At 49.0% G+C, this 13,730-nt stretch carries 15 protein-coding genes; 10 read left to right on the top strand and 5 right to left on the bottom strand.

Annotation, left to right across the window (positions count from 1 at the left end; translation table 11 throughout):
• Positions 1-42 precede the first annotated feature (42 nt).
• From argH to JYJ62_RS05320, 4 genes are read left to right on the top strand one after another with little or no spacing between them, the layout of a single operon-like run.
• On the top strand, positions 43-1,437 hold the full coding sequence (gene argH / locus JYJ62_RS05335; RefSeq protein ID WP_205341158.1) for an argininosuccinate lyase: 1,395 nt from the start codon (positions 43-45) through the stop codon (positions 1,435-1,437).
• 47 nt (positions 1,438-1,484) lie between these two features.
• The gene (locus tag JYJ62_RS05330; protein WP_332461632.1) at positions 1,485-1,955 is read left to right on the top strand and encodes a hypothetical protein; all 471 of its coding nucleotides are present in this window, start codon (positions 1,485-1,487) and stop codon (positions 1,953-1,955) included.
• Between the two features lie 58 nt (positions 1,956-2,013).
• Entirely contained in the window at positions 2,014-2,250 is a 237-nt protein-coding gene (locus JYJ62_RS05325; RefSeq protein ID WP_205341156.1) for a TIGR02647 family protein, read from the top strand.
• 16 nt (positions 2,251-2,266) lie between these two features.
• Entirely contained in the window at positions 2,267-5,104 is a 2,838-nt protein-coding gene (locus tag JYJ62_RS05320) for a class I adenylate cyclase (protein ID WP_205341155.1), read from the top strand.
• Positions 5,105-5,122: 18 nt separating this feature from the next.
• Here the strand turns inward: JYJ62_RS05320 and rnk are convergent, their stop codons facing one another.
• Positions 5,123-5,530 carry a nucleoside diphosphate kinase regulator gene (rnk, locus tag JYJ62_RS05315; RefSeq protein ID WP_205341154.1) on the bottom strand — a complete coding sequence of 136 codons (408 nt, stop codon included), beginning with the start codon at positions 5,528-5,530 and terminating at the stop codon, positions 5,123-5,125.
• Between the two features lie 172 nt (positions 5,531-5,702).
• Positions 5,703-6,035, bottom strand: coding sequence for an iron donor protein CyaY (gene cyaY / locus JYJ62_RS05310; RefSeq protein ID WP_205341153.1), 333 nt, complete (start codon positions 6,033-6,035; stop codon positions 5,703-5,705).
• A 181-nt stretch (positions 6,036-6,216) separates the two neighbouring features.
• Between cyaY and lptM the strand changes: the two genes are divergently transcribed.
• Genes lptM through JYJ62_RS05280 form a run of 6 tightly spaced genes read left to right on the top strand, consistent with a single transcriptional unit; the run spans position 6,217 to position 10,761 of the window.
• Entirely contained in the window at positions 6,217-6,357 is a 141-nt protein-coding gene (lptM, locus tag JYJ62_RS05305; protein WP_205341152.1) for an LPS translocon maturation chaperone LptM, read from the top strand.
• A gap of 11 nt (positions 6,358-6,368) precedes the next feature.
• The gene (gene lysA, locus JYJ62_RS05300; RefSeq protein WP_205341151.1) at positions 6,369-7,619 is read left to right on the top strand and encodes a diaminopimelate decarboxylase; all 1,251 of its coding nucleotides are present in this window, start codon (positions 6,369-6,371) and stop codon (positions 7,617-7,619) included.
• 1 nt (position 7,620) lies between these two features.
• A complete protein-coding gene (locus JYJ62_RS05295; protein ID WP_205341150.1) occupies positions 7,621-8,454 on the top strand; it encodes a diaminopimelate epimerase in 834 nt (277 codons plus the stop codon).
• Entirely contained in the window at positions 8,451-9,149 is a 699-nt protein-coding gene (locus JYJ62_RS05290) for a DUF484 family protein (RefSeq protein ID WP_205341149.1), read from the top strand. Before JYJ62_RS05295 ends, JYJ62_RS05290 begins: the two co-directional genes overlap by 4 nt.
• Before the next feature lie 23 nt (positions 9,150-9,172).
• Positions 9,173-10,066: a tyrosine recombinase XerC gene (gene xerC / locus JYJ62_RS05285; RefSeq protein ID WP_205341148.1), complete on the top strand. Its 894-nt coding sequence runs from the start codon at positions 9,173-9,175 to the stop codon at positions 10,064-10,066.
• On the top strand, positions 10,063-10,761 hold the full coding sequence (locus JYJ62_RS05280; RefSeq protein WP_205341147.1) for an HAD family hydrolase: 699 nt from the start codon (positions 10,063-10,065) through the stop codon (positions 10,759-10,761). Before xerC ends, JYJ62_RS05280 begins: the two co-directional genes overlap by 4 nt.
• Positions 10,762-10,912: 151 nt before the next feature.
• On the opposite strand, the gene hemL is transcribed toward JYJ62_RS05280, so the two are convergent.
• The 3 genes from hemL to JYJ62_RS05265 are packed head-to-tail and all read right to left on the bottom strand — an operon-like array spanning position 10,913 to position 13,679.
• Positions 10,913-12,199 (bottom strand): glutamate-1-semialdehyde 2,1-aminomutase, encoded by a 1,287-nt coding sequence (hemL, locus tag JYJ62_RS05275; protein ID WP_205341146.1) that lies wholly within the window; start codon positions 12,197-12,199, stop codon positions 10,913-10,915.
• A 44-nt stretch (positions 12,200-12,243) separates the two neighbouring features.
• A complete protein-coding gene (thiE, locus tag JYJ62_RS05270; RefSeq protein WP_205341145.1) occupies positions 12,244-12,882 on the bottom strand; it encodes a thiamine phosphate synthase in 639 nt (212 codons plus the stop codon).
• Positions 12,879-13,679 carry a bifunctional hydroxymethylpyrimidine kinase/phosphomethylpyrimidine kinase gene (locus tag JYJ62_RS05265; RefSeq protein ID WP_205341144.1) on the bottom strand — a complete coding sequence of 267 codons (801 nt, stop codon included), beginning with the start codon at positions 13,677-13,679 and terminating at the stop codon, positions 12,879-12,881. Before JYJ62_RS05265 ends, thiE begins: the two co-directional genes overlap by 4 nt.
• Between the last annotated feature and the right edge of the window lie 51 nt (positions 13,680-13,730).

The following is a 13,730-nucleotide window of genomic DNA, read 5'->3' as shown; positions in this document are numbered from 1 at the left end:
TTATTATGTGCGCATCTTTTATTGTTTAGCTGGGCGGATTCAATGAGCAACGAGAAAACCAATCAGTCGTGGGGCGGTCGTTTTAGTGAGCCGGTTGATGCATTTGTCGCACGTTTTACCGCGTCGGTGGATTTTGATCAGCGCCTCTATCGTCATGACATTATGGGCTCGATTGCCCATGCAACGATGCTGGCTAAGGTTGGCGTATTAACTGTGGACGAGCGCGATACTGTTGTTGCTGGTTTGCAGTCAATTGAAAAAGAAATCGAAAACGGTCAGTTCGTGTGGAGTACGGAGCTAGAAGATGTTCATATGAACATCGAGGCTCGTCTCACTGCGCAGGTTGGTATTGTCGGTAAAAAACTGCACACGGGTCGCAGTCGTAATGACCAAGTCGCCACCGATATTCGCTTGTGGTTACGTGATGAAATTGATCTGATTTTATCTCAGCTGACACGTTTACAAGAAGGCTTGTTGGGTTTGGCACAAGCGCATGCTGATACTATTATGCCGGGCTTTACCCACTTGCAAACCGCACAGCCAGTGACTTTTGGCCATCATATGATGGCGTGGTTTGAAATGCTCTCGCGCGACTATGAGCGCTTAGTGGATTGTCGTAAGCGTACTAACCGTATGCCGTTAGGCAGTGCAGCGCTAGCCGGTACCACCTATCCGATTGATCGCGAAATGACCTGTGAATTGCTGGGCTTTGAAGCGGTGTCTGGTAACTCGCTGGATGGCGTCTCCGACCGTGACTTTGCCATTGAGTTTTGTGCGGCTGCCAGTATCGCCATGATGCACTTATCGCGCTTCTCCGAGGAGTTGGTGTTGTGGACCTCTGCGCAGTTTCAATTTATTGATTTGCCTGATCGTTTTTGTACTGGCAGCTCAATTATGCCGCAAAAGAAAAACCCTGATGTCCCGGAGTTAGTGCGTGGCAAAAGTGGTCGTGTGTTCGGTGCTTTAATGGGCTTATTAACCTTGATGAAAGGCCAACCGCTGGCCTACAACAAAGATAACCAAGAAGATAAAGAGCCGCTGTTTGATGCTGCTGATACCTTGCGCGACAGCTTGCGTGCTTTCGCTGATATGGTGCCAGCCATTAAGCCTAAGCACGATATTATGCGTGAAGCAGCTTTGCGCGGTTTCTCAACGGCCACCGACCTTGCAGACTACTTAGTCGGCAAAGGTTTACCGTTCCGTGATTGTCATGAAATTGTCGGTCATGCAGTAGGTTATGGTGTAAAGGTTGGTAGGGATTTAGCGCAAATGAGCTTGGCTGAGTTACAGCAGTTCAGTACGCAGATTGGTGATGATGTCTTTGCCGTGTTGACCTTGGACGGCTCGGTGAATGCGCGTAACCACATTGGTGGTACTGCTCCGGCACAAGTGCGAGCGGCAGTGCAGCGTGGTCGTGAGCTATTGACGAGTCGCTAAGCACTGTACACTTGCGGCTAAGTTAATCGATTGTTTTGGAGGTGAGCGTGACTGATAAACCGAGAGACCTACGTTTTCAAGTGTCGGCGGATCGCGCTTCAGCCAGCCGCAAGGTGCGTTATGTGGAAACCAATCAAGGTGATGCAGATGATTGTATGCTGTGTCAGCTTGATGAGGGTGGCGTGCCTGTCGGCGATTGTGATGACTCCAAGTCTTTGCCATCTGCGCCGCCAGAGACGGCGTCGCAACCTGTAGACGATGAGGCTGAAGATCAGTTTGTCGAAGAAAAATTGATCGACGCGATTGAAAATCAGTTAGCTGATCAGCAACCACCCGCTGTACAGGCGGTGCTGAATAAGCTGACTTTAGTTGGGCATACACGCGAAGAGAGTGTGCAAATGATGGCACAGGTTTTAGCGTGGCAAATTAGCGAAATGTTAGAGGCTGAGCAACCATTTGATAGGGTTGCTTATGAACGCGCATTACGTGCATTACCGCAATTGCCTGATGCGCCTTAAAATGCACAGCAGTTGTTACGCAAGTCCTTTATTACCTAATAAATAGGTGGAGTAAATTATGTCTTGGACCCCTGAGATTGTCGCGGAACTCGAAGTGTTATGCTTATACAATTTAGACAGTACACAAGAAGGCATTAAAGTGCATAGTAGTGCTGGAGCTGAGCGTGTTGCGGCTGTTCAGCGTTTGTTTGAAAAAGGCCTAATCAGCCAAGATGACGGTGGTTATTTAACCAGTCTTGGTCTTGAAACAGCAGCACATGCGCAAGCAGTGTTAACTGTTTTAGAGGCGAACTAAAATCGTTTGAGCGGTCATGGGTGATATACGCTTGGATATAGATAAAGGGATTGATCGTCAAGATCTGAGTCGTTTACGAGAGCGTTTTTTAAACGTTAATCATGATCGTTTACAGCGTGCTAATTTAGTTCTAACGCAGCACCAGCAATCGGTGCTGCGCTTGTTACCTTTGTTGCTGCATATAAATGATCCTCAGCTACCGGGTTATATCTCAGATAGTACACCGGCTGGTTTCAGCGCTTATCAGCCTAGTGTTGATTTAATTAAAGAAGCGCAAGTTTTTGTGCCCTCCTTTGTTTATAAAACCGTCCGTGGCGCTCAGGCAGCGCATTCTTTGTATGCGTTATTTTTAATGGGCAGCCTTGGCTCTGTCGCGTATGCGGAAGACAGTGATATGGACTTTTGGTTATGTCATAGCGCTGATTTAACGCCGATAGAGCTGCAAGAGTTGCGCGACAAGTGTGACGTATTGCAGGAGTGGGCAGCGGGTTTAGGTGCGAAAATTTATTTTTTCCTGATTGAGCCAGAACAGTTTTCCAGAGGCCAAACCCCAGATGGCCAGCTTACTTTAGATGATTGCGGTGCCACCCAGCACTATTTGTTGCTAGATGAATTTTACCGTACAGCACTGTGGTTGGCAGGGCGTACACCTTTGTGGTGGTTCGTTCCTGTTGCTGAAGAGCATCGTTACCAAGAGTATGGTGCGATGTTATTAGCCAAGCAGTTGCTGCGCAATGATGAGGTAATCGATTTCGGCTGCTTAGCGCAGATTCCTGCCAGTGAGTTTATTGGTGCAGGGATGTGGCAGTTGTACAAGGGTATTGAGTCACCCTACAAGTCCTTGCTTAAGTTGCTACTGATTGAAGTGTATGCAACCGAGCATCCGCAGGTACAGTGTTTAAGTTTGAGTTATAAACGCGCTATTTATGCCGATCAGCTTAATCTTGATGAGCTCGACTCCTATGTAATGCTCTATCGACGACTTGAAACTTATCTGCTGAAACGTAATGAGTTGGAGCGTTTAGAGTTGGTGCGTCGCTGCTTTTACCTCAAAGTGGGTAAACGATTGACGCAGAGTCGTTTACGCCGCTCCACCAGTTGGCGCCGTCGACTGCTAGAGCAGCTTACGCATGAGTGGGAATGGCGAGCAGTATTGCTCAGTCACCTCGACCGCCGCCAGCACTGGAAGGTTTTGCAAGCTGAAAAAGAGCGTAGCTTATTGGTGAATGAGCTGGTTTACAGTTATCGACTGTTAACTCAGTTGGCCCAACACATGCAGGCCGAGCAAGCGGTTAATAGCCGTGACTTAACCATCCTTTGGCGTCGTTTATATGCTGCTTTTGAGCGTAAAGCAGGCAAGGTAGAGTACCTCAACCCAGGTATTGCTCCAGACTTATTAGAACAGAGCTTAACGCTTGTGCAGTGCAAGCATGACGAGCCTGAACAAACCAGTTGGGGCGTTTTTCGTGGCAGTGTCGTGGGTCACGAGTGGCACAATCACTCGCCTCTTAGACGGACAAAAAATCTACTCCCGATGCTTGCTTGGGCATACTTAAACGGTGTCATTGATGACTCGACAGAGCTGCGACTGGTGACCACTGATAGCGCTTTAAGTGAGTTTGAATTACACAGTATTTTAACCAGCTTACGCCGCGTAATACCATTACCGCTGCCTGCTGTTGCAGAAGAAACACTCTTGCTCAGTAGCTATCCCGTCAGTATTTTATTGCTGGTTAATATCGGCCTTGAGCCATTGCCGCAACACAGTCAAGCCCATGTGTCAGGGAGTAGCGAGCAGGTACCGGCCTATGGTTCTTTAGGGCTGGCCGAAAACCTAGTGTTAAGTATTGATCAGGTTGTCTTAAATAGCTGGAATGAGTTAATTGTTAGCCGAGTGAGTGGCGATAATGCTGTGTTGCAGTGTTTGGCAGGGTTGCTCAATGACTGCCCAGCGCATGCGACTGATGTGCAAATTCATGTGGCTTGCTTTGCTGGCAATCAAGCTGATTTGATTGTCGCGCGCGTTGAACAATTAGTTGCTCAGGCTTTTGCTAATACTCAGCAGGGCGATGAAAACCGTTATCTATTGCAGATCGGGCAGCAGCTGCATATCTTGCAATGGAGTGCTGGACGTGCTGGATTTAGATCTTTTATCGATCTGGCTGCGTTCACCGAGTATTTATCACAAGAGCAGGACGAGTATATTCGTTGGCGAGTGGATGAATATGCTTTGCGCGGGCATGTGTTAAAATTTATTTTACCAGTCGGTCGTGCAGATACTGTACAGATCTTCTATCGCGTTGATGGTGCGCAGGCACACTTGTATGTGCTCGATGAACGCAATGGGCTCTGGCAGCAGACGCAACCTTTTGTGGATCAACAAAGACTGCTGGCACCTTTGCAACGCTTTTTAAGTGCCTTATTTCATCGGCACAGTATGACTGAGTTTTGTCTTCAGGCAAATGCTGCTGCCTTGGCTCCGTTGAGTGTGAAATATTATCGTATTTATCCGGATGGACATGCGAATCCACAGCGTATTGAGCCTTGTCACTTAGTCAGCAGTCATCGTGAGCACACTTTTTATCCAGTACAGGCTATTTATGAGGCCGACGGCGGCCTTACACTATATTGCAATCATCAGGAGTTTTCCGAGTTGCAACATGGAGCCCAGCTTTATCATTGTGTTGCGCGCTATATTTTAGACATGCGTGGCACGGACGACGCGTATCCGTGTTACATCACTGATATTGATGTATCGAACTTAGGCACGCAGGGTCACCGACAAACCCTGCACTTTTTACAGCGTAAAGCACTATTGGAAAAACGTCTAAACAAAGCCTTACAGGCGTTTTAAGGGCAACAAGTTACGCATCTATAAGGTGAAATCACCCTGTGCTTCTGGCTGATACTCAATCTCTTTTAAAGTGAGTTTTAGCGTTTTACCTTTTGGCGTTTGCCAGTCAATCGATTGTCCGACGCTTAGGCCTAACAGCGCCATACCAATTGGCGCTAACACTGAAACATTCCCTTCAATACCGCCTTGTGCTGGGTAGGTTAGCGTTAATTGATAGTCTGCGGCACTGCTTTCCTCGCGGAAATGTGCTTTCGAATTCATCGTGACGATGTCCTTGGCTATTTCCGTATGACCAACAAAATTCGCGCGAGCAAGTTCTGCTTCTAAGGCTTCGGCTGCAGCATCATAGTTGTCTAGGTTGTCGAGCATGTGCTCAAGACGTTGCATATCTAAACGAGTGACAGTGATCGCGGGTTTGTTGCTCATGGTCTTGGTGATACTCCTAGGTCTGTAAATCAAAATCAAAAAAGACAAAACCCCGCCGAAGGACGAGGTTTTGAGGTGCTGTATATTCTCTACAGCAGATGTACGCAACGTACCACAGCTATGTAAATAAGCAAGTGCATGAACAGAAAGAATGGCCTGTCATAGCGCTCAGTTATAGGCTGCTTAAATTAAAGGTTTGCTGAGTGTGAGCGAGCAGGATATCGCTCAGCATCTGCGCTAATGTTTGCTGATTAGTATCGCAGCGCCAGACAGTATGCTCGTTATCATAATCGAAATGAAAGCCGCCGCTGCGATCAGCTAACCATAATTGCTGCAAGGGCTCCTGGCGGCTTAAAATCAACTGGTGTTGGTTTTCGAAGGTAAGGGTCAAGATACCTGCGCTGTTTTCAATATCAATGTCAGCATCGCTATCGTCAATGATGTCTTCGAGGTTTCTTTGCGTCGCATCGACAAGGTCGTGGAATTGGCTATTACTCAGGCTCATTGAGAGCTCCTTTATATTTTTTCAGGACTAAACAGGGCATGTGGATAAAACAGGCTCAATAGATCAGCAATAATACGTCTTTTTCATGACTATCCTAGTACTGCAGCCTATTGTGCGCATAGGCAAGATTATGAGGGGTCGGTATACTCATTGCATTCATGGTTTTGAAGAAGGATTTATTATGAAGCGTATTGTGCTTCCGTTTCTTGTGTTGTCGGTGCTGTTGTTGGGCTTAACGGCTTGTGGTCAAAAAGGCCCGCTCTATCATCCTGATGATGAAAAAGCTGCGCATGAACACCGCAAAGATCGTTATGAACTCTAATGGGGACAAGCATGCAAGCGTTTACTTATAAAAAATCTGAGTTGCACGCAGAAAACGTTGCTCTGTCGGCTATTGCTGAGGAGTTTGGTACGCCTACTTATGTCTACTCTCGCGCTCATATTGAAGCACAATACCGTAGTTACGCGGATGCGTTGCAAGGTGTGGAGCATTTAGTTTGCTTTGCAGTAAAAGCCAACTCCAATATCGCTGTGTTAAATATTTTAGCGCGTCTCGGCGCTGGCTTTGACATCGTTTCTATTGGCGAATTAGAGCGGGTCCTTGCTGCGGGTGGTTTGCCTGAGCGTATGGTGTTTTCTGGTGTGGGCAAAACCCGTGAGGAAATGCAGCGTGCGCTGGAAGTGGGAGTGCATTGTTTTAATGTTGAATCAGTCGATGAGTTGGACCGACTGCAAGACGTTGCCACACAAATGAATGTGATTGCACCGGTTTCTTTACGGGTTAATCCTGATGTCGATGCCGGTACTCATCCCTATATTTCTACTGGGTTGAAAGATAATAAGTTTGGGATTGATATCAATATTGCTGAGTCGGTCTATCAACATGCGGCTACTCTGAGCCATATTGAGATCAAAGGTGTGGATTGTCATATTGGCTCGCAATTAACCTCGTTGACGCCGTTTTTAGATGCGCTAGAGCGAGTCCTGCTGCTGGTTGATCGTTTGGCTGAAAAGGGTATTACTATTCGCCACTTGGACTTGGGTGGTGGCTTAGGCGTGCGTTATCAGGATGAGCAACCACCTTGCGCCGGTGATTATATGGCTGCCGTACGCGAACGTCTGGCGGGCCGAGAGCTGGCTTTAGTGTTTGAGCCGGGCCGCTACATTGTCGCGAATGCCGGTGTATTGTTGATGCAGGTCGAATACCTGAAACATACCGAACATAAAGACTTTGCCATTGTCGATGCGGCAATGAATGACATGTTGCGTCCGGCGCTGTATCAGGCTTGGATGGATGTGCAAGCGGTACGGCCGCGCACGGGAGCGACGCGTTGCTATGACATTGTTGGACCGGTTTGCGAGACGGGAGATTTCTTAGCGAAAGAGCGTGATTTAGCTTTAGCTGAAGGTGATCTGCTGGCCTTGTGTTCGGCTGGTGCTTACGGTTTTGTGATGAGTTCCAACTACAACAGCCGCGGTCGCGCTGCTGAGGTCGTGGTCGATGGCGAGCAGGCCTATCTCGTCCGTCGACGTGAAACTATCGAAGAATTATACGCTCACGAAAGCTTACTGCCGGAGTCATAACATGCTCTTGCGTTTTACGAAAATGCATGGCTTGGGCAATGACTTAATGGTGTTGGATTTAATCAGTCAGCATGCTTATATCCAGCCGCAGTATATCCGTGCATGGAGCGATCGACGTTCGGGTGTGGGGTTTCGACGTTTGGCGTTGATTGAGGTACCGCAGCATCCTGATGTTGACTTTAGCTGTCGCATCTTTGATGAGAATGGTGCTGAAGTTGATTGGCTTGCCAGTGATGTCTGCTGTGTCGCTCGCTTGGTGGCTGATAAACGTCTGATTTCCAAAGCACAGATGCGTGTTGAGCTGCGTCATGCGGTCATTGATGTGCAGGTGCATGCTGATGGTTCTGTGTCTGTGCCGCTTGAGCGACCAGACACTATGGTGGACGCTATTGCCTTACCGAGCGGCTTTCTTGAACAGCAGCTGCAAACCCCTTGGTTATTGAATAAAAGTTTTACCATGCTCTCGACAAGTGGTTTGCATGCCGTGTTGCAGGTGTCCGATCTGGCGCAGGTGCCGATGGCAGAGTTAGCCAGTTACCTCGAGGAGCATGCGTGTTTGCCTCGAGGCACGACGATCAGCGCTGTGCAGGTGCAAGACAGTAATAATTTAAATGTGCTGATCTGGCAGTTAGGCATGGACGCGGTGGATAGTTTTCATCCTGCGTTATGCGCCGTTGCAGTGTCGGCGATTGCGCAAGGTTGGGTTAACCAGCAGGTGCATATTGAGTTTGCCAATGGCAAAGCTCGGGCTTGGTTGCAGTGGTCGGAAGGTGATCGCTATGTGCATTTTACGGGCTCAGCGGTCCGTGTTTATGAAGGACAGATTCGCATATGAGTAACCAGAAACAGCTACTATCCACGATTACTGAAGAGCAAGTAGTGGCTTATTTAACCGATAATCCGACGTTTTTTGTTGATCAGGATGAGTTGTTAGCGCAGTTACATATTCCACACTTGCGCGGCGATTCGATTTCTTTGGTGGAGCGTCAGATTAGCGTATTGCGCGAGCGTAATACGGATATGCGTCATCGTTTAGCGCATCTGATGGATATGGCACGCGATAATGGTCGTTTATTTGATAAAACCAAGCGTCTTATTCTCGAAATGCTTGATGCGCAAACACTCGATGAGTTAGTCAGTGTCGTGGATGACAATTTGCGCCATTCGTTTATGGTGCCTTTTGTTGGGCTCACTTTATTTAGTGATAAGCACATTAGTGTGGGTCGCAGTCAAACTTTAAAGGTTGCTCAACAGCATATTGCTGGTTTATTGGCCAGCGGTAAAGCATTGTGCGGCGTGTTGCGACCCAAAGAGTTGGAGTTTTTGTTTGGCTGTGATCAGGCTGAACAAATCAAATCGGCGGCTGTGGTTGTGCTGGAGTATCAAGGCGCTCAAGGGGTTTTGGCCATCGGTAGTCGTGATCAAAAGCACTACAGCAATGCGGTTGATACGTTGTTTTTAACCTATATTGCCGATGTCATGGCGCGCTTACTACCTGCCATGTTAGCGTCATTACGTGCGGTTAAATAAATGACTGGGATGCGGGGTGCTGTATGCAGGTTCAGTTAGCAGCTTACAGCGAGTATTTGCAGGTTGAGCGTCAAGTGTCTGCACATACTTTAAGTGCCTATCGTAGTGACTTGGCTAAAGTTTTAGACTTTGCTCAGCAGCAGGGCTTAGCGAGCTGGCGTGATTTGCAGGTGCTGCAGCTACGTGAGCTGGTCGCCGAGTTGCATAAGGGTGGCCTAACTGGACGCAGTATTGCGCGCTTGTTATCTGCAGTACGTGGTCTCTACGCGTATTTAGTCCGAGAAGGAATATGCCAGCATGATCCGGCGGCAGGAATTCGTCCACCAAAAGGGCCGCGCAAGCTGCCTAAAGTCCTTGATGTCGACCGTGCTCAGCAACTGCTCGACAGCCCCGTTGCTGATGATTTCTCGGCCTGCCGTGATCATGCTATTTTAGAGTTATTGTACTCCTCGGGTTTGCGCCTCTCTGAGCTGGTCGGCTTAAATATAGCTGATATCGATTTGCAGCAAGGTTTAGTCGTGGTGCTCGGCAAGGGCAATAAGCAGCGCATGTTACCGGTGGGCAGCAAGGCTGTTGCGGCCATCCAACATTGGCTGACTGTGCGTGGACAGACTAAAACGGATAATCAAGCCTTGTTTATTGGCGTGCGTGGTCGACGGATGAGTCCGCAATTGGTGCGTGAGCGAGTACGCCAAGCGGGTGCCCGTGACTTGGGGCAGCACCTGCATCCACATATGCTAAGGCATTCCTTTGCCAGTCATATTCTTGAATCATCACATGATTTACGTGCGGTACAAGAGCTGCTTGGTCATGCTGATATCAGCACGACGCAAATTTATACCCACCTTGATTTTCAACACTTAGCGCAAGTCTATGATCAGGCGCACCCACGAGCGAGGCGTAAACCAACAGAATGAGTATTGGCTTAATTACCTTTGATTTGGATGACACTTTATGGTCGGTGCAGCCGGTTATTGTTGCAGCGGATAATACGTTGCGCGCTTGGCTGGGGAGTAATGCTACGCGTCTAGGGTCATTAACCTCGGAGCGTTTACAACAGTTACGTGCCGAAGTAGTCGAGCAACAACCTGAGTTGGATCGACGTGTCAGTGAGTTGCGTTACCAGGTGTTATTGCGTGCTTTATTGCAATCGGGTTATGCCGAGCGTGAGGCGCAAGATATTGCAGAACAAGCCTTTCAAGTGTTTTTGGCTGCGCGGCAAAATGTTGAGCTGTTTACTGATGTCTTGCCGACTTTGGCGCTTTTACACAGTCGCTACATGCTCGGCGCGTTAAGTAATGGTAATGCCGACATACGGCGCGTGGGTCTTGGCGAATATTTTACCTTTGCTTTAAATGCTGACATGCTTGGCGTGGCTAAGCCTGAGCCGCAAGTGTTTTTGGCGGCTTTAGCGCGTGCGCAAGTGCTGCCAGCACAGAGCATTCATATTGGTGATCATCCACACGATGATATTTTTGGCGCGCAACAAGTGGGCATGCGCACCATTTGGTTTAACCCAGAGGGTCATGCGTGGACGGGTGCGCGCGAACCGGATGCGCAAATCAGCCAGATTTCTCAGCTACCGGATTTACTGAAGCGTTTTGCTGAGTAAGTCGGTTACGCAGTGCTTCGCTCCGAGTCGCTGAAATAGCGCAGTAAGGTCCACATAAGTATTACCCACCCGCTCTATAGTTTCTCAAATACAATCGAAACATAATTAAAAACGCCCGAATTAACGGGCATTTTTATATCTACGCGAGCACTTAGCCTTGCATTTTTGCAAAGGCTTTTTCTGCTGCATCGAGAGTGATTTTTAACTCAGCATCACCTAGCGCAATTGAAGTAAAACCTGCTTCAAATGCGCTTGGCGCTAAGTACACGCCACCATCCAGCATCAGATGGAAGAACTGTTTGAAGTGTTCAACATTACTGCCGGTGGCATCTTCAAAGCGGGTGATGTTTTTGCAGTCGGTAAAGTACAGACCAAACATACCGCCGGCCTGCGTGGTGGTAAATGGAATACCTGCTGCATCTGCACGCTCTTGTAAGCCTTGCAGCATACGCGTGGTGTAGTCGGTTAGCTCTGCGTGGAAACCTGGACGGCTGATCAGCTTCAGCGTGGTTAAGCCTGCAGCCATCGCTAGTGGGTTACCCGACAAAGTACCGGCTTGATACACTGGACCCAAAGGCGCGATGTGCGACATAATTTCTTTGCTACCGCCGAAGCAACCCACTGGCATACCACCGCCAATAATTTTGCCGAAAGTCGATAGGTCAGGTGTTACGCCGTATAGCGCTTGTGCGCCGCCCAGAGCGACACGGAAACCCGTCATCACTTCGTCAAAAATCAGCACAACACCGTGCTTATCGCACTGTTCACGTAAGCCTTCGAGAAAGCCCGGTACGGGTGGAACACAGTTCATATTGCCGGCAACCGGTTCAACGATAATGCAGGCGATTTCTTGGCCTTGTTCAGCTAAGCAGGCCGCCACTGCATCAATATCATTGAAGGGTAGAGTGATAGTGTGCTTGGCAAATGCTGCCGGAACACCGGGTGAGCTGGGTACGCCTAAGGTCAGTGCGCCAGAGCCTGCTTTAACCAATAAGCTGTCAGAGTGACCGTGGTAGCAACCTTCAAACTTGATAATGCTGTCGCGCCCGGTGTAACCACGCGCCAAGCGAATCGCACTCATCGTTGCTTCGGTGCCAGAGCTGGTCATGCGCACCATGTCCATTGACGGTACTAAGCTGCAGACTAAATCAGCCATTTCAACTTCCAGCGCAGTCGGTGCGCCGTAAGAGAGACCGTGCTCCAGTTGCGCGCGAACGGCATCCAATACGTCGGGGTGGCTGTGACCAAGAATCATTGGCCCCCATGAACCGACATAGTCGACATAGCGCTTATCGTCTTCGTCGACAACATAAGCACCTGCGGCGTGTTTAAAGAATAATGGTGTGCCTCCCACGCCAGCAAAGGCGCGTACGGGAGAGTTAACTCCACCGGGGATGTGCTGCTGGGCTTGTTCAAAAAGAGATGCTGAACGTGACATTGAAAACCTCATTTAAAAAAGCAGTGAGCCTGTCGCTGCAAAAATTAATCAGTAAAAAGTGCACTAAACGCACGTGCACGTTGTTCGACTGCCGCCGCAGAGTCGGCTGCAAATAATCCATGAATGACCGCAAGCATCGCTGCGCCATGCTCAATCAATAGGCTAGCGTTGGCTAAGGTAATGCCGCCAATGGCAACAATGGGACAGTGCAAGGGTTGTGCTTGCTTGAGCAGTTCGGTGCTGGCCAAGACGCTGCCGGGTTTAGTGTGTGAATTATAAAAACGACCAAAAGCAACATAGTCAGCGGTATGCTCTACCGCTTGCTCGGCTAATTTTAACTGAGCATGGCAGGTGACACCGATAATTGCATCAGGGCCCAGTTGCTGGCGCGCGTTGGGCAGGCTGCCGTCTTCTTGGCCGAGATGTAAATCAGCGCCCAGTTCAACCGCCAAACGAAGATCATCGTTGATAATCAGACGTGCACCGTAGTTTTGGCACAGTGCTTGCAAAGCTTGAGCTTCATGCAGGCGACGCGCCGTATCGGTGGATTTATCACGGTATTGCAAAATTTTTGCGCCGCCTCGCAGTGCCGCTTCACAATAGGGTAACAAGCGCCCATCCGTTAATAAGGCGGAGTCAGTGATGGCATATAAGCCTTTAAGTGACTTAAGGGCTTGGCTCATGGACGGCAGAAGTCCAAGGGTAAGCGGCGTGGAATATATTGCCCGCGACCGGGCGCTTCAGCGTCGCGCAACGTACGCCAAGTATAGTTCAGCGCTGAGTTAACAGCGCTGATGAGTTCCTCGCCTAACGCTAAACGACCTGCGAGGGCGCTGGCTAAGGTGCAGCCAGAGCCATGGTATTCGCCGGGTAGGCGCGCGCAGGTAAAGGTATGAGTGCTGCCATCGGCGCAATACAATCGGTTATGTACTTCGCTTTCATCACCGTGACCGCCAGTGATCAACACGTTTTTGCAATGTTTGAGCAGTACCTGTGCGCACTCATCAGAGCTGCCGTTGGGCAGTTCAGCGAGAATACGTGCTTCGGGTAGGTTCGGTGTAACAATGATTGCGAGTGGCATCAGTTTTGTGCGCAGAGCATAACCGACTTCATCTTTACCCAAGGCGCCGCCGCCACCGGCACGCAACACCGGGTCACAAACAAAAGGAGTGTCAGGTAATTGTTGGATGATTTGCGCCACGGTATCAACCATTTCGAGCGAGCCGAGCATGCCTAACTTAATCGCTGACACAGGTAAATCTTGCAAAATTGCTTGCGCTTGCGCCAACACCCAATCGTGATCAAGAATTTTAAAGTCACTGACGTTTACTGTGTCTTGAATAGTCAGTGCCGTAATAACTGGGGTGGCGTGGCAATTTTGCGCAATCAACGCTTCAATATCTGCTTGCAGTCCAGCGCCACCGACAGGATCATGACCTGATAAGCACAATACAGAAGGGCGAGAGGTGTATGTATTCATAAGCTCAAGTTTACCATGAATTTAAAGGGTGCTGCAGGCACCCTTTCAGTG

Origin of the sequence: Denitrificimonas caeni, from assembly GCF_905120345.1 — a bacterium.
Classification (GTDB): domain Bacteria; phylum Pseudomonadota; class Gammaproteobacteria; order Pseudomonadales; family Pseudomonadaceae; genus Denitrificimonas; species Denitrificimonas caeni_A.
The sequence above is the reverse complement of the archived record's forward strand: the minus strand, read 5'-3'. Positions and strand labels throughout refer to the sequence as shown.

Coding starts and splice junctions, on each gene's coding strand:
- cyaY (WP_205341153.1), bottom strand. CDS start 6,035: ATGAGCCTGAGTAATAGCCAATTCCACGACCTTGTCGATGCGACGCAA.
- JYJ62_RS05295 (WP_205341150.1), top strand. CDS start 7,621: ATGCTCTTGCGTTTTACGAAAATGCATGGCTTGGGCAATGACTTAATG.
- thiE (WP_205341145.1), bottom strand. CDS start 12,882: ATGAGCCAAGCCCTTAAGTCACTTAAAGGCTTATATGCCATCACTGAC.
- lysA (WP_205341151.1), top strand. CDS start 6,369: ATGCAAGCGTTTACTTATAAAAAATCTGAGTTGCACGCAGAAAACGTT.
- JYJ62_RS05290 (WP_205341149.1), top strand. CDS start 8,451: ATGAGTAACCAGAAACAGCTACTATCCACGATTACTGAAGAGCAAGTA.
- JYJ62_RS05280 (WP_205341147.1), top strand. CDS start 10,063: ATGAGTATTGGCTTAATTACCTTTGATTTGGATGACACTTTATGGTCG.
- lptM (WP_205341152.1), top strand. CDS start 6,217: ATGAAGCGTATTGTGCTTCCGTTTCTTGTGTTGTCGGTGCTGTTGTTG.
- JYJ62_RS05320 (WP_205341155.1), top strand. CDS start 2,267: ATGGGTGATATACGCTTGGATATAGATAAAGGGATTGATCGTCAAGAT.
- argH (WP_205341158.1), top strand. CDS start 43: ATGAGCAACGAGAAAACCAATCAGTCGTGGGGCGGTCGTTTTAGTGAG.
- JYJ62_RS05325 (WP_205341156.1), top strand. CDS start 2,014: ATGTCTTGGACCCCTGAGATTGTCGCGGAACTCGAAGTGTTATGCTTA.
- rnk (WP_205341154.1), bottom strand. CDS start 5,530: ATGAGCAACAAACCCGCGATCACTGTCACTCGTTTAGATATGCAACGT.
- JYJ62_RS05265 (WP_205341144.1), bottom strand. CDS start 13,679: ATGAATACATACACCTCTCGCCCTTCTGTATTGTGCTTATCAGGTCAT.
- hemL (WP_205341146.1), bottom strand. CDS start 12,199: ATGTCACGTTCAGCATCTCTTTTTGAACAAGCCCAGCAGCACATCCCC.
- xerC (WP_205341148.1), top strand. CDS start 9,173: ATGCAGGTTCAGTTAGCAGCTTACAGCGAGTATTTGCAGGTTGAGCGT.